This is a genomic window from Streptomyces sp. NPDC006261 (assembly GCF_040613515.1).
Lineage (GTDB): Bacteria > Actinomycetota > Actinomycetes > Streptomycetales > Streptomycetaceae > Streptomyces.
On the sequence record NZ_JBEXSI010000084.1, the window covers coordinates 1 to 20,583 of the forward strand.

Below are 20,583 nucleotides of genomic sequence, written 5' to 3' on the forward strand. Positions count from 1 at the left end.
GAGACGAGGGGCGCACCGGCGGAGATGGCCATGTCCATGATCTTGTGGATCTTCGTGGCGTGGGCCTCGCCCAGCGCCCCGCCGAAGATCCGGAAATCGTGCGCGTAGACGAAGACCGTACGGCCCTCGACCATGCCCCAGCCGGTGATCACACCGTCCGTGTACGGCTTCTTCGCCTCCAGGCCGAACCCGGTCGCCCGGTGCCGGCGCAGCTGCTCGACCTCCTTGAACGAACCCGCGTCCAGCAACAGCTCGATGCGCTCACGCGCGGTCAGCTTGCCCTTGGCATGCTGCGCCTCGGTCGCCCTCTCACTCGGCCCACGCCGGGCCAGCTCACGGATCGCCTGCAGTTCGGCCGCACGCCCGTGAGCGTTCGCCGCCTCCGCAGAGGCCCGAGAGATGTCATCCAGAACAGTCACGACATGCCCCTCCCGCAAGGTGTGGCCCGGTCGATGCCCTCAGCTTACAAACCGCATATGCGGTTTGTGAACGGGAGGCTACCTGGGCGCACACGGATCAGCCTTGGTCCAACACCTGCCGACTACTGCCAGCTGTACGGAGAGCGGTAGGCCGCGGCAGCCCGTTCGGGGTGCCACAGCGGGGCGTCGGGTGACTCCGTCCCGTCGCCCTCCTCGCCGCGCCCGGCGAGCACGGAGCACAGCACCACGGTCACCGCGGCCAGCTCCTCGTCACTGGCGCGCCCCCGCTCGACACGGAAGGCGCGACTCTCACCGCCCGAACTGCCCATCACTCCTCCTCGGGTCAGGGGCCACGCTCCACCACCTGCCTCAAGGGCTGCTCCGGCCCCACTCGAGATTCACCAGGGGGCGGGCGGCGAGCCGTACGGCGGCGGCGCGACGCCTAGCTGGGAAGAAGCCGCTAAGACGGCTGAGCGGAATGCAATGTTCTGGAACTTCCGTTTCTGGAGGATCGAATTCCTCTGGAATCCAAAACCGGTTAGTATGTATCTTTTTTTCGAACCTCGACTCCACCACCGCAACTCGCCAGCGCCGATTGTTCAGGGAGAGCAATGACTGCGACCACGTTTCGAGTTCTGCGCCCGGAGATACCTGCGGGTCCGACCCCGGAGGGAAGGGCTTCGGCCAACGGTCCCAAGGGCTGGCACTCGCCCCTGACGGCCACCGTGCCCAAGGAACTGGTGCATCGGGCGGCCGTCGCCGAGGTCATGCTCACCGACTGGGAGCGCCAGGACGACACCCGTTTCCGGGTGGCCGCACAGTGGCCGCGCTGCCACAGTTTCTTCAGACCCATCGGCGGAGAGCACCACGATCCGCTCATGGTCGCCGAAACAATCCGGCAGGTGGGTTCGCTTCTGGGCCATGCGGAATTCGGTGTTCCCTTCGGCCACCACTTCCTGCTGTGGGACCTGAACCTCACCGTCCACCCGGAGCACCTCGACCTCCGGCAGACGCCCGCCTCGCTCGACATCGAGGTCACCTGTACCGAGGTGCGGCGACGGGGCGGCAAGCTGGCGGGGCTCTCTTACGAGACGGCTGTCCACCGCGACGGACAGCTCGCCGCGACCGGGCGGATCTCCTACTCCTGCACCAGCCCGGCCGTGTACCGGCGGATGCGTCCCGAGCGTGTGTTCGACACCGGGCACCGCCCCCTCCCCCTGACGGCTCCGGCCGCACCGCAGAGCGTGGGCCGGACATCACCGGCCGACGTGGTCCTGTCTCCCATCGGCGAGTACCACCGCTGGCAGCTGAGGGTGGACACTCGCCACCCCGTGCTCTTCGACCACCCGGTCGACCACGTGCCGGGAATGGTGCTGCTCGAGGCCGCCCGGCAGAGCGCGGCCGCCGTGCTGGAACGTCCCTCCTTCCTTCCGCTCAGCATCACCGGCGAATTCAAGCGGTACGCCGAACTGGACGCCCCGTGCTTTGTCGAGGCTCACCGACTGCGCGAGGGCGTGCCCGACGGTCAGGTCGCGGTGCGCGTGACGGGGCGTCAAGGCGGGGAGCTCGTCTTCACGTCCACGGTGAGGGCGGCCGCGCACACCGACTGAGCCGCCACCGGCGCGCCGCGACCGCCACGGCCGGCCCGGTGGCCGGCCGTACCGGCGCCGGTGGCCTGACCGTCAGAAGGGCCCGAACGCCGGGAGGTGGGCCCCGGCCCACTCCCGGAACGACCGGGCCGGCCTGCCGGTCAGCTCCGCGACCGTGCCGGTCACCTGGGCCTTGGCGCCGTCCCGCTGTCGTCGCGCACTGTGCAGCAGCGCCTCGACCACCGGTGCGGGATGGCGCGCGCTCCACAGGGCGCGGGCCTGGTCCGGCTCCAGCTCCTCGAAGCGCAGCGGGCGGCCCAGCAGTTCGGAGAGCTGGGCCGTCTGCTCGACCGCGGTGACCGGCCGCGGGCCGGTCAGCGTGTAGGCCCGGCCCTCGTGCCCCGGTTCGAGGAGCGCGCGCACCGCCACGTCGGCGATGTCGCGCGGGTCGACGCAGGAGTTGGGCGAGGCCCCGTACAAGGACCGTACGACCTGCGCTTTCTGCATGGAGCTGGCCCAGGACAGCGTGTTGGACATGAACGAACGGGGCCGCAGCAGCGTCCACGCCATTCCGGATCCGCGCAGCAGGTCCTCGCTCTCCCGCTGCCAACGGGTGATCAGGCCATCGGCCAGCGGGTCCTCGACGGCGGCGGCGGAGAGCTTGACCACGTGGCCCACCCCGGCGGACCGTGCGGCCTCGATGAAGCGGGCGTCCTGGTCTCCGCCGATGCGGCTGGTGACCAGGAAGGCGCTGCGCACCCCTCGCAGGGCGTTGCCCAGCGCCGCCGGATCCTCGTACCCGCCGGGAACGACCTCGGCCCGGCACGCAGCCTCAAGGACAGCAACGGGATTCCTGGCGAAGACGCGCACCGCTGCGTCGGCGGGCAGCCGGTTCAACACCTCGCGCCCCACGGTCCCGGTGGCGCCGGTCACCAGGATCATCGAAGGTCCTCCAGCCGACAGGAATCGCGCGATCCGGTTTGTGACCTGCTGTACCACCTCATGCTGCCACCACTCCAGGGGTAAGATACGAACTAGCCGGTTTGTAAATCGGACCGGTCCAGGGGTCGTCAGCGTGTGGAGGCGTTACATGGCAGAGCAGGAGCGTGGCATCCGTACGCGCCGGACCATCCTGCTGGCGGCGGCGAAGGTCTTCGAGGAGCGCGGCTACCAGACGGCCAGGATCTCCGAGATCCTCTCCGAGGCCGGCGTGACCAAGGGCGCCCTGTACTTCCACTTCCAGTCCAAGGACGAGCTGGCCCAGGGTGTGCTGTCCGCACAGGAGCAGAGTCTCGTCATCCCCGACCGCGCGTCCAAGGTCCAGGAGATCGTGGACATCGTCATGCTCCACACCTACCGCCTGCAAAACGACCCCATGGTCCGGGCAGGGGTGCGGCTGACCATGGACCAGCTCGCTCACGAACTCGACCGCAGCGGCCCGTTCCGCAGCTGGGCCGCCCCGGTCCGGGACCGGCTGGAGAAGGCCCGGGCCCAGGGCGAGCTGCTGCCCCACATCGAAACCGGCGAGACCGCCGACGTCATCGTGGGCACCTACGCCGGCATCCAGTCCATGTCCCAGGCCCTCAGCGACTACAGGGACCTCGTGCGCAGGGTCACCATACTGCTGCGCCACCTGCTGCCCAGCATCGTGCAGTCCTCGGTCCTCGCCTCCGTGGACATGACCGAGAGCCGGGCGGCCAGCGTCTACGCCGAGGCTGTCGAGTACTCCCAGCGGATCTCCGCCGCGGAAGCGGTGGAAGCGGTCGCCTGACCGCCCTCCCGGGCCGGGTCTTCCGCCTGGCGTCCCCCTGCGCATTGTGCTGCCCTCCCCCGTCCGGACCCATCACGCGTCCACGCCGAAAAGATAACGAGTGGCCCGTTCTTTTTCAGCGGTCTCCGCCGAATGTCCGGTGAGGCTCGAGCGGGGCGTGCCGGACAGCTGACCGCCGGAGCCCTCGTCCGCTGACAGGGGGGGTGGTCGGCCGGTCAGCCGGCGGTGCCCAGGCGGGCCGAGGACATCGGTCCGCCCTCCGACCGCTCTGTCTTGTGCCCCTTGCCGCCCGGCGCCAGGGTCCGCGCGTCCACTGCCTCCGCCGGAGCCCCCCTCGCGTACAGCCCGTCGGGCTCGGTGTCCCGGTCGTGCGGAAGCAGCCAGAACACCCGCCTCCTGAACGTGCCGGAGGAGCGGGACGGCTTTGCCTTCGGCCCCAGCAGGGCGTACCCGACCATCCGGCCGTCGCGGTGGTACGCCGGCCGGCCGCGCCGGGTCGGCAACCGGTCCAGGCTCTGGCGGACGTAGTCGAGCCGGCCGATGTCCTCGAGCCAGACGAGGTCCACTTCGTGGACGATCTCATCCTCTGCAATGAGGGAGCTCATGTCGTCTCCTCGTCCGCGAGCCGGCCGATGCCCGGGTAGTACTTGCGCTGATTGGACAGGATCATTTCCTTCGGTGACACCAGTCCCACCATCTCGCGGATACGTGCCGCGAAGGCCCGGGACGATATCGCCGGAACGCCCTCATTCTGACACCAGCTCCTGTAGGCCGCGTAGAGCTGGGCTTGCTCCGCCCGCAGGGCAGGCTCGAGCCGGCAGGTCTCGCCGACGAAGCGTCCGGTGTGGTCCTCGGTCTCGGCGTACGCCGTGGTCGCGATGCGGACCCGCTTGGGCCCCGAGAAGTCCTTGTCGCCCCCGAGGTAGCGGCTGGCGCCCTCGATGAGCCAGTTGAGGATGCCAGGGCCCTCCTGGGTGACGAGGACGTCCGCAAGGTTGTCGACCTTGCGGACGTCGGAGACGACCCGCTCGAACGGGATCAGCCGCATCCGCCGCCAGAACGCGAAGCCGCCCGTGCCCACCTCTGGCCGGTGGTTGCCCAGCAGCCACATCTTGTGCGTCGGTTCGAAGCTGAAGAAATCCTGCCGCATCCGGCGCGCCTTGATGCGGTCGCCACCGGTGAGCAGCTTGACGCGGGCCTCGTCGAAACGGTCGCCCGGTTTGACCTCGCTGCACACGATCACACGCCGGCCGTGCAGCTCTGCCAGGTCGGTCGGGTGACCCTCGTACGGCCGTGACATCAAGAACCCGGGGGGCGCCGCGTCCGCGTAGTCCCCAAGGAGCTTCATCAGGACGTCGAGCAGTACGGACTTGCCGTTCTTGCCGGAGCCGAACAGGAACGGCATCACCTGGGCGCCGACATCGCCGGTGACGGAGTAGCCGAGGAGCAGTTGCAGGAAGTCGATCATCTCCGCTCCCTCCGGCCCCTCACCGAAGGTGTCGGTCAGGAAGCGGTTCCAGCGCGGCGTGGGAACCTGCTGCGGCCCGGCCGAGGTGGAGCGCGAGTGGAAGTCCTTCGTGGGATCCGCGGAGCGGACGTGCCCGGTCCGCAGATCGACGATTCCCGCGGGCGTGCACAGAGCGTACGGATCAGCGTCCAGCCGGGCTGCGTTGAGCACCATGCCCGGGGCGGACTTCGCCTGCGTGAGCATCGCGTTCATCCCGCTGGTGCTCAACGTGCGGCGGCGGTGCTGCTGGAGCGCGGCCGGGGTGTAGACCCCGCGCGGGTCGGTGGCGGCGATGGACTCCGCCAGGTCACCCGCGGACCACATGACGGTGTCGTTCTCGTCGATCTGCCAGCGGGTGCCGTCCCACCGGAACCAGCCGATACCTGGGACGTGCCGGTAGTCGTTGTGGTAAAGCCTGACGAACAGCTTGGCGTTGCCGCGGTCGGTGAGCGTGTCCGGCAACAGCCCGTCCGCCGTCGCCTCGCCTCCCGCACCCGGGGCGGCGGCCGCGTACCGTGCGGACTCATCACTCTGCCGGGGCGGGGCGGGCTGCGCGAGAATCTGCGCGGCAACGGCCTGGACGTCGAAGGTGGACAGCACACTCTCGTCGTCCACGCTCACCCGCGCTCCCCGAGAGACAGCGGGCGGACCGTGCCCGCGCTCAGCCCACCGCGGATGATGGCCAGACAGCGGCGCTGTTGCCCGGGGCGGGCCTGCTCGGCCGCGTCCCGCAGGAAACGGATGGCCTCGGCCTCGGTGATGTGTCCCGCGGCGACCAGGCCGCCGGCGGTGTACGCGGCCCGGTTCAGCTTCTCGGAGAACGCGGCGCCTTCGGGTACGGCGGCGCACGCGGTCACCTCGCCGAGGACGCCCGCCAGGATCCGCTCCCCCGCCCTCCGGCCGCCGCCCGCCGCGAGAACCGCCTGCCGGGCCCGGGGCGGAACGGGCCGGGGCCCGGAGGAGGCAGGGGCTGACGGCAGGTGCCCGGTGCGCTCCAGCTCCCCGGCAAGCCAGGCAGGCAGCGGAGCGGGCACCCGTACGGCTCCCACGGGCCGGTAGACCCCTGCCGACGTCACGGTCCCCGGCGCCACGATGTACCCACCGTGCGCCCGTACATCGACCTGCCAGGCGAGAGCTCGTGCGCCACCGCCCGAACCGGCGGAGCACTGCCAGCGGTGGACACCGTCGTTGCGGTACCACACGTGCAGGCCGCCGGAGGGGGTGCGAACGCGCAGGGTGGACTCGTCGTCCGCCGGACTGACGGCGCCCCGCAGGGCGGCCAGCACGCCCAGGGTGTGGAAGCCGTTGGCCAGCCCGGTCAGGTCGACCGCCGCGGATATCCCCACTCCGGGCAGAAGCCGTTCCCGGCCGGGGAGTTCACAAGCATGTGCGTCGATGTCGATGACCACCAAGCCGGCGGGTCCGGTGGCGACGCCCACGCCGAGAGCAGGCCGGGAGCCCCACCACTGCCCTATCCGGTCCAAGTCGAGCGTGGCCGCGTGAAAGCCATGGCACCAGCGGCCCGCACGGAGACAACCGCACATCCCCCGGTCATGCCCCGGAGCACGGCACGTCTCGCAGTTGCCTACAGGCGTCTTACGGCCTGGGGCAAGGGGGTGAACCGGCCACCCCTCGCGCGCACACCACCGAGCAGTCGTCAGAGGCTGCGCAGCGACCGGGGCAGCTCTTCTGAACTGCCATGGGTCGCTGCGCGAAACCTGCAGCTCAGCTGCCATTCACTTCCCCCATCAGCGACTGAAGCGACTCAACTCGCAAAGTCAGATTAGCGAAACCTCCGGGAGAGGAGAGGCATATGAGTCAGAACAGATGAACGCATTAACCAAGAGCCCCAGTGACCGAGCGGCTGAGCGATCAGCGACTGACGATCGCTCAGCCGCTCGGTAGCAGGTTCACAGAACCCCAGGTCACAGGCGTACGCAATGGAGAACAGCGACTGAAGCGACTCAAGTTCCCTATATATGACGCATACACGCGCACACGCGCACACACGCGAATGTCTCCATATACCTGAACCTTGGGTCGCTTCAGTCGCTGTTCTCCCCCATCACCACCGCTGACCTGCGTTTTTACGCACTCTCTCGAATGGGATCGCGCGCGTCCGGTCGCTAACGTCCGGTCGCTGCGCCTCCCTCCCCGTCCGGGCCGTTCAAGCGCTCCTGAACCCGGTCTCCAGCAGCAGGAAGCCTTTTCTGCCTCTGTCGTGACTCCGGCAACTTCTCAAGGTGAGCTGCCCCGCCTGTACGGCCTGGCCATGGGCGATCTTGAGCTGGGATCATCTCGGCTTCGCCGGAGGCTCCGGACAGCTGGTCACTCCTCTTCAAGCAGACCTGTGGCCACTTGCTGAAGGATTTCCGCCAGCGAGGCACGCGCCGGTCGTGCGAGGTCCGTTCGGAGGTCTGCCACCACAGCGTCTACGCCCGTACTGCGCCTGAAGTACCGCTGGATGAAGGCGCTGCGCTGGTCGGCAGCCAGGCCGTCGAAGGCCAAGTCCATCAGGGCAGCACCGTCGTGCAGCGGCATCGCCGGAATGAGCTGCCCCTGCGGCGGCCCGGCCTGCGACGGAGCGAGCGCTTCCGACGTGGCTCTGGGGGCCGGTACCTCGTCCGTTCGAGATCCGAGATCGCCCGTACCCGCACTGTCGCCGCGTGGGAGGCCGGCCTCGGTCCCATCCGCCGCGGTGTGGTGCTCCGCGGCGCCCGAAGTCTCGGCGGCAGAGTTATCACGGCGTGATAGGTCGCGCTTGGCAGTGGCCTTCTGGTCCGCGGCCTGCGCCCGAGCATCAGCTTTCGCACGCTGCTCCTCGGGGGACAGCGTGGACAGGTTGCGGACGTGCTCGATCGTCCGGCGCCCTTCGACGAGGTCTGCCTGGAGTTCCAGGTCCAGGTCGAGCACCGAGAGCTTGGAGGAGATGGTCGACTGACCGATGCCGAGGCGCTTGGCGGCCTTGTTCTGCGAGCCGTAGAACTTCACGAGCTTCTTGAGCGCGTGGGCCTGCTCGATGGGGTTCATGTCGTCGCGGTGGACGTTGGCCACGAACGCGGCTTCAAGGAGCGTCTCATCGGTGGCGGCGAGGCTGTTGTTGACGCTGACCCGGATGTTGGCGGCGCCGGCGATACGGGCGGCTGCCAGTCGGCGGTGACCGTCGACGACGATGTACTTGGCACCTTCGTCGATATCGGCAGCCCGTCCGGGCCGTTCGGCCAGGTAGAAGTCGACGGTGGCGACGGTGATGGCGGTGACGAGGCCGATCTCGCGGATGCTGTCGGCCAGACCTTCAAGATCGCGGAGCTCTTCCCGGGGGTTGTCGGGGTTGTGGCTGATGAGGTCGAGCGCGAGTTCGGTGGGGTCCGGGACGCCTTCGGTGGGTACGGCTGTGGCGGCTCCGATCGCCGCCCGGCGGGCGCTGATGGGGCGGGCCTGGGCGAAGGACGTGCCGGCACCGAGGTTCTTGGCCTTGCTCACTTGCTGATCTCCCGGGCTAGGGCTCGGAGTGCGACGGACTGCTCGCACCGGGGCGCGTAGGCGAGCAGGGGGCGCTTGGCGCGGACGGCTTCCTTCTGCTCCTTGAGGTCACCGATGACGCCGACGACACGAGGATCCTTTATGTCCATCCACGACTGGAGGGAGGAGGTGGCGATGTAACCGCGCCGGGCGTCGTAGTGGTTGACGACGAGGCCGAGGTAGTCGATATCAAGGGCGAGGTCGCCGCGCATGTCCTCGATCTGGGTGGTGAGCAGGCCATAGGCGTCGGCGCTGCTGTCCTCGGCCTGAACGATGATGAGCACGCCGGAGTTGCCGGCCCCCTCGTTGTCGCGGCGGCGTCCGTAGTAGGAGGCGGCGTCCATGCTGAGCCCGAGGCTCGGGGGGCAGTCGATGAGGATGACGTCGTAGTCGGCCTCGACGGCGCGCAGGGCGCGTTCGAGGGCTGCTTCCCGGGCGCGGACCGAGGCGAGGCGGACGTCGAGGAGGAAGGCGTCGGTGCAGGCGGGGAGAAGGTGCAGCCGGCCTCCGAAGCGGTCTTCGCCGACGGCGACGATGAGGTCGGGCAGCGCTCCCTTGCCCTCGCCGGCCATGTGGTTGGTGAGGGAGTCCCCGTTCATGGGGAGCGGGTCGTGGCCGAGCTGCTTGGTGAGGTGGCCCTGAGGGTCGAAGTCGACGAGGAGCACTCGCTGTCCCAAGCCGGGAAGATCCTCCAGGGCGAGCGGGTCCTCGGGGCGTTCGCCGTCTTCGAGGAGTGCGGCGAAGTGCTTGGAGACCCGGACCGGGACGAGCACACCGGGGTCTTCCGCGAGTGCTTCGCCGAGGCCGGCGGTGACGGCGGTCTTGCCTACGCCGCCCTTCTGGTTGCAGACGACGATGCGGCGGACTGTGGTGGGGCGCTTGACCTCGGGGACGGGGTTGTTGTCGAGCCAGAGGGTGACGGCTTGGGCGATGCCCTGGGTGAGGGAGACGCCACGGCTCTTGCAGTCATCGCGGAAGTTGTCCCACAGGCCGGCAGGGAGGAAAGTGGCGTAGGTCTCCGCGCCTACGGTGTCGACCTGGGCGGGGTTCGAGCCCAGGCCGCGCCAGGCGGTGATACCGGCCTCGACCGCGTTCTGCATGTCGAGTCCGTGCAGGGCGGCACGGACCTTCAGGTCCTGCCGGAGGGCGCTGGTGAGTTTGGTGACGACCTTCTCTCGGTCGCCGCCCGTGTCAGGTGACGTCATAGACGTCACTGTACTAACGACCTGGATGGTTTTCTGCCATTGACACGTTAGTAAGGTTACAAACTTCTGAGGGGTTATCACGCCGTGATAACCCCTCAGCGGCTCCGGGTTGCTGGACGACTTATCACGCCGTGATAACCCCTCAGCGGTCCCGGGCTGCTGGACGACTTATCACGCCGTGATAGGTCCAGCGCCTCTTCTTACCGTGCCGCACCGACGCGCTGCCCTTGTCAGGCCTTCCCAGGATGCGAAACGCCGCGTCCCCAGCAGCTGAAATGCCGGGAAGGCGGCGCTCGTACAGGAGCCTCACCTACAGCTCGATGTCGAGCCGCTCCACGTCGGTGAACTCCACGCCCAGACCATGCGCGCGGGAGTTGTTCGCGCGGAAGTACATCCGGGCCAGACCGTCGGCAGCGATCTGCCGGAGCTGGTCCTCGCTTTCGCCCTGCTCCCGTGCGCTGAACAGCTTGCCGGCGTACTCGGGCGGCAGGGCTTGGGTGATGTCCCGTACGCGAGCATCGTCGGTTGTACCGCCGGCGGCTTCGAATCCGAAGCGAGCGCGGGTGGAGACGACCAGGCCGTCCGTGGAAGCCGCCTTCTTCCGCGCCTTCGCGCGGATCTGCGGCTGCCACCGCTTCTTGACCTCGCGCTCCAGGCGGCCGCGCAGCTCCTGGCGGGGCCGCTTGAGCTTGCCCGCGACGTACCGCTCCACGGTGCGCTGGGAGATTCCGAGCACCTGGGCGGTGGCCTTGGTGCCCTTGAGCTGCTTGACCAGGTACTTCATCTGCGCCTGGGCGCTCTGCGGGGGGCGGCGGGTGAACGCCCCCTCCAGCGCGCGGTCCAGGCTGTCCCCGACCGAGTCGACCATGGGTTACTCCCCTTCTCCGGCGCTCTGGTCGGTCTTGATGAGGTTGGAGATGTTGAAGACGCCGCCGCGCTCCTCGAACTGCTGCTCTGCCCACAGGACGGTCTGGGTGCCCTGGTGCTTGACCATCCCGGGCGAGACTCCGAGCCGGAACGTGCCCGGTGTGGGCTTGCCCTCGGGCGTGTGCGGCAGGACGTCCAGCGGGGACGGGCCGGGCGAGGGGTAGACGACTGCGTCGGTGCCGACCGCGACCGGGTACAGGTCGGCGGCGGCCGCGGTCTTCATCAGCTTGCGGTGCAGGCCGGTCCGCTGGTTGGCGAGCACGGCCGCCCGGATGTCGGGGCGCCACGTCCACCGGTCCAACGCCGGGTAGGGCTCGTAGTACGGCACCTGGCCCCGGGAGCGCTGGCGCAGCTTGCCGATCGCGCCCTTCGCCGTCGCCTTGATCGCGGTCTCCAGCAGCGCCATCGTCGGGTCGACCTGCTTGCGCCGCGCCATCGCCTCGAGGAACTCGCTCCCGCTGAGGTCGGTGGTGACGCTCATGTCGGCCATCGTGTCCACGTAGGCGTCGCGCAGCCGCTTGTACCAGGAGTCGAGGTAGCGGCCGGTCCGGGTGCGAACGTATGCCTCGATCGGCGCGACATCGAAGCCGAGCTCCACCGCGTACTGCACGGTGGGCGTGGCATACCAGGCCGGGCCCTCGGGGTGGTTGCCCTGCGGGGTGAACGGGCTCGGGAGCCGGGAGCCGTCGACGGTGCGGCCGTTGACCCGTACGCGGGACAGGTCGGCGTGGCTGAGGTCGACCAGCCACGAGCCGGGCAGCGCCGGATCGAACTTCGGATAGTTCTCCAGGTGGGTCGGCCCGTTCAGCCCGACCGTGAGACCGTTCGCAGCTGCGGCGTACGACATGTTGATGTCGACGACGACCAGGTACGGGTTGGCGCACTCCTCATCGGTCAGAGGCCGGCACCAGTCGTACGCCTCCTCCATCAGCATCTCGGCCGGAGTACGGATGTGGTGCCGGGCGAACCCCGCGTTCTTCAGGATCGGGTGTTCGTCGGGGACTTCGCACGGCACGACGTCGTACTTGGCGGTGATCGCGTCGTCGTTGAAAGCCCGCTCGAACTCGCCGGTCGCCGGGTTCTTCTCCGCGCGGGTCGGCGGGCGCAGCGCGGTCATCAGCTCCAGACCGGTCGTCGCGGTGCTGCCGCGCGGAGTGATCACCCGCGCCGCGTACAGCCCGAGGTACTGGACGAGGTCGGCCGGGTGCATCGTCAGCAGCAGCTGCGGGTCGTCCTTCTTGCCCCACTCCCGGACGTCCAGCGCGTTCCAGGGCAGGATGCACAGCTGGACGCAGCGGCGCCGGGAACCCTCGGGGTCGCGGTAGAGGCGGGCCCACGGGCCGAAACCGCGCTGACTCATCTGGAGCCCGGCCCGTTCGATCTGCTTGGCCACCCTGTGGCCGGACGGGAGTCGACCCGCGTGCCGCTCCTCCTCCGACAGGGCGACCGGCAGGCCGTAGCGCTCCAGTGCGGACGCGGTGAGGACGAGGATCGGGTCGGCGTCGCGGCCGTTGCGGTGCAGCCGGGCCTGCCCGAGGCGGCCCTCGGTCAGCGTCCAGTCCACCAGCGCCGGGATCGTCCTGGCGGGCACGTCCAGGACCAGGCCGCCGACGCAGTACGCCGACACCTGACCGTCCTCGCAGTCGATGACCGCGAGCGGACCGTTCTCGAAGCGAGGGTCGACGGCGGCCGCCGACGCCGTGGTCTTCCTCGCTACCGCCTTCTTCTTCACACCCGGCCGCCGCGACGACGCGGCGGGCTCCACAGCGGGCGCCGGTCGTACGGCAGCAACCGCAGCCGGGGGCGCCGACGCTCCGGCCACCGGGGCGGGAACGGGCGGGGGGCCGGTGAACGACTCCGGGACCACCGGCACCGGAGCGGCGGGCGCGTCGGCGGCCGGGGCGGGGAAGCGGGCGGCGAGGCCCTCCAGCAGCCGGGCGTACGCGGCACGCTTCGGCGGCCGCGGCTCGGTCTTGCCGGTCTCCCAGTTCCCCACGGCCTCCCGGCGGGCGTCCAGTGCCGTGGCGATCTGCGCCTGGCTCAGGCCCGCCGCCTCACGCAGACGCTTGCGCTCCGCGGGGACCGGCAAGTCGTCCTGCGCTACTTGTTCCAGCAGCGCATCGACGGCGCTGAACAGCTCGTTCTCCGTGGACACAGAGCCACCTCCAATAGCGCATCATAGCGGATCGCGCATCTCTTCGCGCGTTAAATCGCACCTGAATCGCTCATTGATAACTGCGCAACAGCTTGACCCCGAATTTGGCCCCCATCGCCGCCCTCGTCCCGCTCGCCCATGCCGTTCCACCCCCGCCTGCGCACCCGGATCGTCTCCAGCCTTCCACGCCTTCTCTGCAGGAGAAGCTGTTCAGGAGGTGGAACCACGCCTCCTGCGTGTCGCCGTCCAACTGGCGAGCTCGGGCAGCCGGTCCGTTCGCGGCGCAGGCACGGCGGCCCCGGTGCTGGCCGCCGCCTGCTCGCGCAGCTGCTTCAGGCGCGCGGCCAGCAGGTACTCGACAGCGCGCTCCCCGGCGGTGTCGGCGGCCTTCGTCGCCGCCGTGAGGGCGTCCGCGCCGTTCGGGTTGTGCTTGAACCAGCGCCGGTTCTGCTCGGTCCGGTACGCCCGCTTCGCCTCCGCTTCGACCTCCTCGTTCCGCCCCAGCATCGCCAGAGCGTTGCGCCGGTGCTCCGCAAGGGCCTGCTCAGCGGTGTGGAGAGCGCCGAACGCGAGGACGGACGCGGTACCCGCCGGGTCGCCGTCCTGGTCGGCCGCGTCCATGGCGCGCAGGTAGTCGGCGCGGACAGCAGCGATCTCGCGCTCCGTCGCCCCCCGCACGTCGGCGGCGACGGCGGCGACGGCCCCCGGATCGGTCAGATTCACGGACCAGGTGGCCGCGACCATCCCGGCCTCCACGATCAGGGCCTCGGTCCGGCGCCGGTAGCCGCACGCCTCGCACAGCCCGGCCGCCCGGTCCTGCCCGCAGTCCTCACACGCCAGGACCTGGCGCACCGCATCGGCAGCAGCCGCGGCCTCCGCTTCGCGCTCCACCCGCTCCTGGTCAGCCGCACGCGCCGCTTCCCGCCGGGCCTGCTCCGCGCGGGCCTGCTCACGGCGCCACACGAAGTCCTCCGCCTCGATGGCCGCCTGCTCGCGCAGCCGCTCCTCGAGGACGCGCCGGCGCTCGTCGCCACCGAGGCCGGGCAGCTCCCGGCCGATGTCCGCAGCGATCCGGGCGCGGCGGGCGCGCCGGACGTGGAGCACGTTGCCGCAGTTCTCGCAGTCGCCACCGGTGTCCAGCCGGACCCCGTCGTCGCACCGCCGGTCCGAGCACGCCTGGCGCTGCACCACACCGCGCCGGGTCAGCCACCCGTACGGCTGGTCGACAAGGGCCTCGCCGCCGGTCTGTTCCAGCCGGTCGGTGAACCGGTCGGCCAGCAGCTGCGGCGCCATCTCCGGGTGGTTCAGCAGGCGCGTCAGCCGGGACAGCTCCGCCTCCGTCGCCGCTTCGACCTTGTCCTGCTGCCAGCCGGACAGCTGCTCCCACAGGCCCGCGACCGGCCCCAGAGCCACCCGCAGACCACGTCCTGCCGGGAGGCCCACCCTCCGCTGCTGCTGCGGCTTTCCACCACCCACGGCCTTCACTCGGCCACGGGCCCCGGCACCGGCAGCCCGCTGCCTACCCAGCTCATCGACCGGAGACTTCTTCGGCTCTTCCCCGCGGAGCGGGCCGCCGTCCTCGCGCACGCACGCGCGGTCCGGCAGATCGTGGTTCCCACCACGGCCTTCGCCGGAAAAGCCACCAGAGAGCGAGAGAGACCCACCGGGAGTAACCACAGAAGCGTGAGAGGCGTGAGGGTGTGCAGCATCGGCGCGGTTTGCCGAATCGGCCTCCAGGCCCTCCCCGGCGCCCTGAACCCCAGTAACCACAGGGGTCACAGCCTCAAACGTCGCCTCATGATCTCCGGATGCACTAACGGCGAGGTCTGAAAGCACCGCGTCGGCGGCCTCCCGGACGGCGATCCCGTGAGCTTTGGCGACCGGCAGCAGCCGGACCCGGCTGCGCGAGTTCAGCCCCGACGCCGTCTCCCGCCGGTCCACCGACAGCACGTCCTGCTCCTGGAGCCGCGAGAGCACCTTCGCCCCGGCCGCCGGTGAGCAGCCCAGCAGCCGCGCCACCGTCACCGCCGGACGTCCCCGCTCGGTGTCCACGCTGCCCGAACACAGCTGGAGCCAGCCCTTCGCGTTCGAGGACAGCACCATCAGCAGCAGCCCGAGACGGTCGGTCGCCGCCCCGCGCCCCGTACGGTCCGCGAGCATCCCGGCCGGGGTGACCGAACCGTCCTTGTGCCCCCAGCCCGGCGCGAACAGCGTCTCGATCAGCTTCAGCAGCACGATCAGCTCCACCCGCGACAGCGCCAGGACGTGCCGACGGTCCCCGCCGTGCTGCGCCCGGTACATCGGGATCACCCAGCACTCCAGGCCCGTCATCCACCCGGCAGCGTTCGTCGTCTCGTTCGAGCCGAGCACGCCGCGCTCGCGCAGCTCCGGCAGCACGTGGTGCGCGACCCGGGACTGCTTCAGCCCGATCCACCGGCCCAGCTCCTTCGCGGTGATCCGCGTGCTGTAGGCAGTTGCCACCTTGGCCTTCGCCATCAGCACCACGGCCGCCAAGCGCACCGGGTCGTCCGCACCCTTCAGGCTGGGGTCCGACAACAGCGCGCGCACCGCCGCGAGCAGCCGGGTGCGCATCGTCTTGGTCAGCTGGAGGGGGTTGCCCAGCTCCAGCGGAACGACCGGACCGGCCTGCGCCGGGACCGACCGCAGTCGACGGCGCGAGGCCACGCCGACGGAACTCCCCGAGCGAGGGCGAGCGAACGCGGCCGGGGCCGCCACGGCGCTCATCGGCCCACCGCCCCGACCGGACCGGCGGACACCGCACGGGCCGAACATGCGAACATCGTCTGAGTCGTCATGGGGCCGGTGCACACGCCAAAGCAGACACCCCCGTTCGGCATCGGCAGAACTCGCGTTTCCTCATGCACCCGCCGACCCCGCAACGGAACACCTGTGGACAGAGACCGGGAAGGCGCGACGTTCCCCGGCGCTCCCGCACGGCGGGCAAGAATCTTGGGAGCCGTCCCGCCACACAGGACGACGCCCTCGCGGAGGACGTCGTCGACGGGTTTGTTGACGAACTCGGGGAGCGGGTGAACGAGCCGGGCGGCCGACGCCGCGACCGAGCCCGGCGAGACCGCTCCGAAAGCACCGCGCTTGTAGCTTCGTACCGGAAATTCCACTTCCGGTACGAACTGCGTGAAGGGGGAGAAACCGTATGCCGATCTCGTCACACGGGACGACCGCAGCGCCTGAATCGGGTTGAAACGGACAAGGTCAAGCTGACAGAGGGACACCACTTCGGGCACTATGAGAACGCCTGCCTTCCATATAGCTGGACCGACCAGAGCCCCTCGGGGCTGGACGAGCCGGTTGTGCGGATGTGTCGGTTAAGCCCCCTTCGTGAGAAGCGGGCGGATTCCGACCGGGTGGGGGGAGATTTCTCCTCCCGTCTCGGTCCTGCTGAATCGCGAAGCCCCTGTGGTGGGGGCCCGCGGGTGATGCAGATCGGTACGGGTGTGGCTGTGGTGGCCGCACACGATCGGTGGCCCTGATAAGGGGCCGGTGCAAGATGAGCGGCCTGATAAGCCGCAGTTCAGAGATCAGCTCCAACTGGATCTGAGCGACCGACTCGGGCTAAGAGCCCGGTCGGAGACGGGCCGCGCGAGGCCGGCGGATGGTTAGTCCGCTTCTTGGCGCGCGCGGCCGATGGCCGGTTAGGTCATCCCGACCCCCTGGATTCAGAGGCCGGCGTCGCGCTGCCCAAATCCAGTACAGCGGCCTTGGGGAAACGCTTTGCGAGCTGATTGAGCAAGTGGATGTACGCCTGTCGCTGCGGGCGCCGGGGGTTGCTCTTCCCCAGCTCCCACCGCACGACGGCAAGGCGCTTCACGCCCACCGCGTCCGCGATCTCCTGCTGGGTGAGGTTCGCAGCGAGGCGCAGCTGAGCCCGCACGCGCGGTGGCGGCAGGACGTCGTTCAGGCCCTCCAGTAGGGCGTCGACCCGCTTCAAGCGGTCCGGGTCGGACATAGCGTAGACTCCCATGATCGATTGATCCTCGAAACATACACCATTTGATCTCCGCCGGGGGCGCGCTGCTACCGCGAGCGGCGATGTATTCAACGCGACCCTTCCTCGCCCAAGCCCGGCAGGTGCCGAGCGAAGGGCCGAGGGCGGCTGGCTCTCACGCTTCCGGCTCGGGCGGGGGCCACGGAACCGCCCTAGGCGGCGAGTTGGTCGCGCTTCCAACCTGCTCCTGTCGTGGTGGCGACGTCGCGGTGCATCAGGTCCATCGCATGCTGATGGCGGACAGCTGTTCCATCCGTTCTGGTGTCAGGGTGGCGGCCCTGCTGCGCTGGTTGCTGATCCAGGCCCCGAGCCGGAGCTCCCGCTCCTCCTGGTCTTCGCCGATGACGATCCGTTCGACGTGTTTGCGGGGTACGCGGAGATGTCCCTCGCGCTTGTAGTACTGCTTGGCGGCCTGGTAGTTGAGCGCCCACTTGTCGGCCTGTGTACGGCGCGGAGGCGGCTTCTCCTCCTCGGTCGGGGGCGTGATCCCGAGAACCTGCTCGCACATCCACTGCTGCACGGTGGTGAGCTTGTCCCAGCCGAGCCGCTGCGCCCGTACCCACCGTCCGAGGTCTTCGCCCTGGTGCATCACCTCGCCGGGCTCGGTCGGCAGAGTGCCGCCGACTTCCTCCAGGTGAAGCCGGACGAGGTGGAAGGCACGCTGCCACTCCACCGGCCAGGCCGGGCACCACGACGGGTCGATGTCCTCCAGCTGCTCGCGCCGCTCCGCCGACATGGCGCCGGCCCACGACTCCACCGGCAGACCTTCGGCCTGGCGCTGTTCGAGCTCCTGGGCACGCCGGGCGGCGGCCCGCGCGTTCTTCAGCCAGGTACCCACCCGGTAGCCCTGGTGCGTGGCGTCCAGCGGGGCCAGGAGGTGCCCGTTTACCTCGGCCCACCCGCGCGCCGCCGCGAGACCTTCCTCCCACGCGACGTCGAAGTGGCTCCACACCATGCCGAGCTTCTCCAGCTGGGTGATGCGGTCTTCGTCCATGTCACCGCGGGCGTAGAAGCGCCGGTTGTCGGCGGTCCACTGCCCGAGCGGGAAGTTGGCGAGTGAGGCCGGCCACCTGGGGTCTTCCGCCTCCTGGTCGTCGACGGCGGGTACGCGGTACGTGAACGGCACGCGGAGGTCGCCGTGTTCGCGGGCGTAGATGACGGCGGCCTCCACGCCGCGCCGCCAGTGCTCGTGTTCGGGGTGGAGGACGCGCAGGTTGATGAACGCGGCGAGGGCGGCCGGGTCGCGGGGCGTGGAGAACTTCAGCAGGGCCTTGGCGGGGGCGCTGACGCCTCCGGAGCCTTCGCCGGTCCCGTCCGTGCTCTTGCCGCTGTTGTCCTTGCTGACGGGCTTGTAGCGGCTCGGGGCCTGCTGCTCTGCGAGGCTCTCCACGATCCTGGCGTCGTGTGCCCGCAGTGCCTCCAGCAGCTTGGCCAATCCGCCGAAGGCCCGGGAGGTGAGCATGTTGTCGGCCGTCTCGTCGGGCCCGAGCAGCACGGGCACCACGAGCGAGGCCATCTTTCCCTCGCCCGGCTGCATCCGCAGCGCCCGGCCCACGGCCTGGACGAGGTCGGGCATCGACCCGCGTACGTCCGCCCAGTAGACGGAGTCGCAGTTCTTGGTGTCTACGCCCTCGCCCAGGACCTTCACCGAGCACAGGTAGCACTTCTCCACCACGGTGCCGTCCGTGGCGATCCCGGCCGCGAACTCGCCCAGCAGCCGACGCCGGTGGAGCGGCTTGTGGTCGCCGCAGAGCCAGTCCGCCCAGATCGTCTTCGGGTACAGCTCGGGGTCGGCGGCGTGCAGCTGCGCGGCGACGTCGGGAAGACCGGCCGCGAACGCTTCTGCCTCCTTCACCACGTGGTGGAAGACCAGCGTCCTGCGGAAGCCCTCTTCGGCCGACGCCTTCACCAGGGCGGTCTGCAGAGCGGCGAGCCGGGCCCCGCGGACCTCTGCCGAGCGGCTTTCGGCTCCCAGGAGCTGCGCGGCCTGGAGCGCGGTGTCGGTGACGTCGACGCATACGACCTGGTAGGGGGCACAGATTCCCCGGTCGATGGCCTCCGAGAGGGTCAGAGTGAACGCCCGGCTGCCGAAGGGGCCCTCGGGGTCGTCTTCCATGCTCGCGACCAGCTCGCCCGGTGCGCCGGCCCCGTCGTCGTCCCCGAGCTGCCACAGCCGGGGCGTGGCCGTCATGTAGAGGCGGCGCAGGGACGGGATCTTCTGGTTGTCGTGGACGACCGCCCACGGCTTCCCGATCCGGCCCGAAACGCGGTGGGCCTCGTCCACGACGATCAAGTCCCAGGCCGCGAGACCCCCGGCGTGCGCCCGCTCCAGCGTGCCCAGACCGAGCGAGGCGTACGTGGCGTACACGGTCACCTTGTCCAGGCCCCGCGTCCACTCCACCAGCTCGTCCACGTCCGTGGTGTTGGGAAAGGACACCTCCTCATCCCGCAGCGAGGACACCCCGATCATCGGCCCCCGGCGGCCCCCCTCCCGCCACGCGGTCTCGGTCTGCGCCAGCAGGTCCAGCGAGGGCACGAGCACCAGCACACGGCCCGCCTGGAGCTCTTCCGCGCTGCGGACCGCCACCCGGGTCTTCCCGGACCCGGTCGCCATGATCACCTGCGTTCGAAGCCCCCGTTCGGGCACAAGCGATCTTGCACGCAATTCGAGGGCACGCACGACCGCGTCAATGGCTTCTCGCTGGGCTGCCTCGCGCTGGTCAACGCGGTCTGTGCTCGACATATCGCCTGCCTTCTCCTGGAGTGCCGTCCGATCGATTCGAGCAGCGGGGAACGGGAAACTGCACGTAGAGGAGCCACTAGGGCTACGGTTGGACTGACGTGATCGGGTGGCTGCTCTGCCTCACCAGAGCACCAGCAAGGCCGAGGGATGGACCTCGATAGCCCTCCGCAGCGGTCTGGGGTGGTGTGCTCTGAGTCCATAGCTTATCTTGACTACAAAAATGAAGCACACAGAATCGCGAGATTCCCTCTCACGTAGCCGAAACTGCTACCGCAAACCAACCCAACGCCTTGACGCCCCCTCAGCCCGCCCCCTCTCTCCACGCGACCAGGCCCCCGCCCCGCCACTCACCCGACTACCTGTCATCCCCGGCTCCTTCCTGTTTGCTGTTCGGGCCGCAGGCCCGTGGGTGGGCCGCACGAAGCGTGGCACGCCTTACTCGCACGGGGAGTTGGCGGGTTCGCCCAGTGTGGCTGGAGCGCAGCGGAAGCCACGGGGCGGCCGGAGGCCGGTCCTGGCCCGCAACGCGGGCCGGACACCCTGCGGTTGGCGGCAGGCGCGCAGCGCGTGCCGCCCGGCGGTGAGCGCAGCGAACCGCATCCGCTCACGCGGAGCGGGAGCGGCCGGGGAGCGCAGCGACCCGGCTCGCTGTGACGCGCGCAGCGCGGAGGGACCCGCTCCGCGGGGTGTCTGGCCCGCAACGCGGGCCGGACACCCC

General features: G+C 69.8%; 15 protein-coding genes. 2 read left to right on the top strand and 13 right to left on the bottom strand.

Features of this window, described 5'->3' with window-relative positions; translation table 11 throughout:
* Positions 1–419: carboxyl transferase domain-containing protein (locus tag ABZ154_RS32270; RefSeq protein ID WP_356837911.1), on the bottom strand; the 419-nt coding region annotated here is incomplete at its 3' end.
* Between the two features lie 122 nt (positions 420–541).
* On the bottom strand, positions 542–748 hold the full coding sequence (locus tag ABZ154_RS32275; RefSeq protein WP_356837912.1) for an acyl-CoA carboxylase subunit epsilon: 207 nt from the start codon (positions 746–748) through the stop codon (positions 542–544).
* Between the two features lie 282 nt (positions 749–1,030).
* Here ABZ154_RS32275 and ABZ154_RS32280 point away from each other — a divergent pair, with 282 nt between their 5' ends.
* A complete protein-coding gene (locus tag ABZ154_RS32280; RefSeq protein ID WP_356837913.1) occupies positions 1,031–2,029 on the top strand; it encodes a ScbA/BarX family gamma-butyrolactone biosynthesis protein in 999 nt (332 codons plus the stop codon).
* A gap of 72 nt (positions 2,030–2,101) precedes the next feature.
* Here ABZ154_RS32280 and ABZ154_RS32285 read toward each other — a convergent pair whose 3' ends face one another.
* Positions 2,102–2,950 carry an SDR family oxidoreductase gene (locus ABZ154_RS32285; protein ID WP_356837914.1) on the bottom strand — a complete coding sequence of 283 codons (849 nt, stop codon included), beginning with the start codon at positions 2,948–2,950 and terminating at the stop codon, positions 2,102–2,104.
* A gap of 148 nt (positions 2,951–3,098) precedes the next feature.
* Between ABZ154_RS32285 and ABZ154_RS32290 the strand changes: the two genes are divergently transcribed.
* Positions 3,099–3,779 (top strand): ScbR family autoregulator-binding transcription factor, encoded by a 681-nt coding sequence (locus ABZ154_RS32290; protein WP_356837915.1) that lies wholly within the window; start codon positions 3,099–3,101, stop codon positions 3,777–3,779.
* 215 nt (positions 3,780–3,994) lie between these two features.
* Here ABZ154_RS32290 and ABZ154_RS32295 read toward each other — a convergent pair whose 3' ends face one another.
* From ABZ154_RS32295 to ABZ154_RS32340, 10 genes are all read right to left on the bottom strand, one after another.
* Positions 3,995–4,384, bottom strand: coding sequence for a DUF6009 family protein (locus ABZ154_RS32295; protein ID WP_356837916.1), 390 nt, complete (start codon positions 4,382–4,384; stop codon positions 3,995–3,997).
* Positions 4,381–5,901, bottom strand: a complete 1,521-nt coding sequence (locus ABZ154_RS32300) for a phage/plasmid primase, P4 family (RefSeq protein WP_356837917.1) — start codon at positions 5,899–5,901, stop codon at positions 4,381–4,383. The genes ABZ154_RS32295 and ABZ154_RS32300 overlap by 4 nt, the downstream gene beginning before the upstream one ends.
* A 2-nt stretch (positions 5,902–5,903) precedes the next feature.
* On the bottom strand, positions 5,904–7,022 hold the full coding sequence (locus ABZ154_RS32305; protein WP_356837918.1) for a bifunctional DNA primase/polymerase: 1,119 nt from the start codon (positions 7,020–7,022) through the stop codon (positions 5,904–5,906).
* Between the two features lie 592 nt (positions 7,023–7,614).
* Positions 7,615–8,769 carry a ParB/RepB/Spo0J family partition protein gene (locus tag ABZ154_RS32310; RefSeq protein WP_356837919.1) on the bottom strand — a complete coding sequence of 385 codons (1,155 nt, stop codon included), beginning with the start codon at positions 8,767–8,769 and terminating at the stop codon, positions 7,615–7,617.
* Positions 8,766–10,013: a ParA family protein gene (locus ABZ154_RS32315; RefSeq protein WP_356837920.1), complete on the bottom strand. Its 1,248-nt coding sequence runs from the start codon at positions 10,011–10,013 to the stop codon at positions 8,766–8,768. The genes ABZ154_RS32310 and ABZ154_RS32315 overlap by 4 nt, the downstream gene beginning before the upstream one ends.
* Positions 10,014–10,323: 310 nt before the next feature.
* On the bottom strand, positions 10,324–10,881 hold the full coding sequence (locus tag ABZ154_RS32320; protein WP_356837921.1) for an XRE family transcriptional regulator: 558 nt from the start codon (positions 10,879–10,881) through the stop codon (positions 10,324–10,326).
* Between the two features lie 3 nt (positions 10,882–10,884).
* On the bottom strand, positions 10,885–13,095 hold the full coding sequence (locus ABZ154_RS32325) for a helix-turn-helix transcriptional regulator (RefSeq protein ID WP_356837922.1): 2,211 nt from the start codon (positions 13,093–13,095) through the stop codon (positions 10,885–10,887).
* Positions 13,096–13,305: 210 nt separating this feature from the next.
* Positions 13,306–15,780, bottom strand: coding sequence for a hypothetical protein (locus tag ABZ154_RS32330; protein WP_356837923.1), 2,475 nt, complete (start codon positions 15,778–15,780; stop codon positions 13,306–13,308).
* 994 nt (positions 15,781–16,774) lie between these two features.
* Complete coding sequence (locus ABZ154_RS32335; protein ID WP_356837924.1) at positions 16,775–17,098, bottom strand: helix-turn-helix transcriptional regulator; 324 nt, start codon at positions 17,096–17,098, stop codon at positions 16,775–16,777.
* A 238-nt stretch (positions 17,099–17,336) separates the two neighbouring features.
* Complete coding sequence (locus ABZ154_RS32340) at positions 17,337–19,865, bottom strand: Helicase associated domain protein (protein ID WP_356837925.1); 2,529 nt, start codon at positions 19,863–19,865, stop codon at positions 17,337–17,339.
* Positions 19,866–20,583 lie beyond the last annotated feature (718 nt).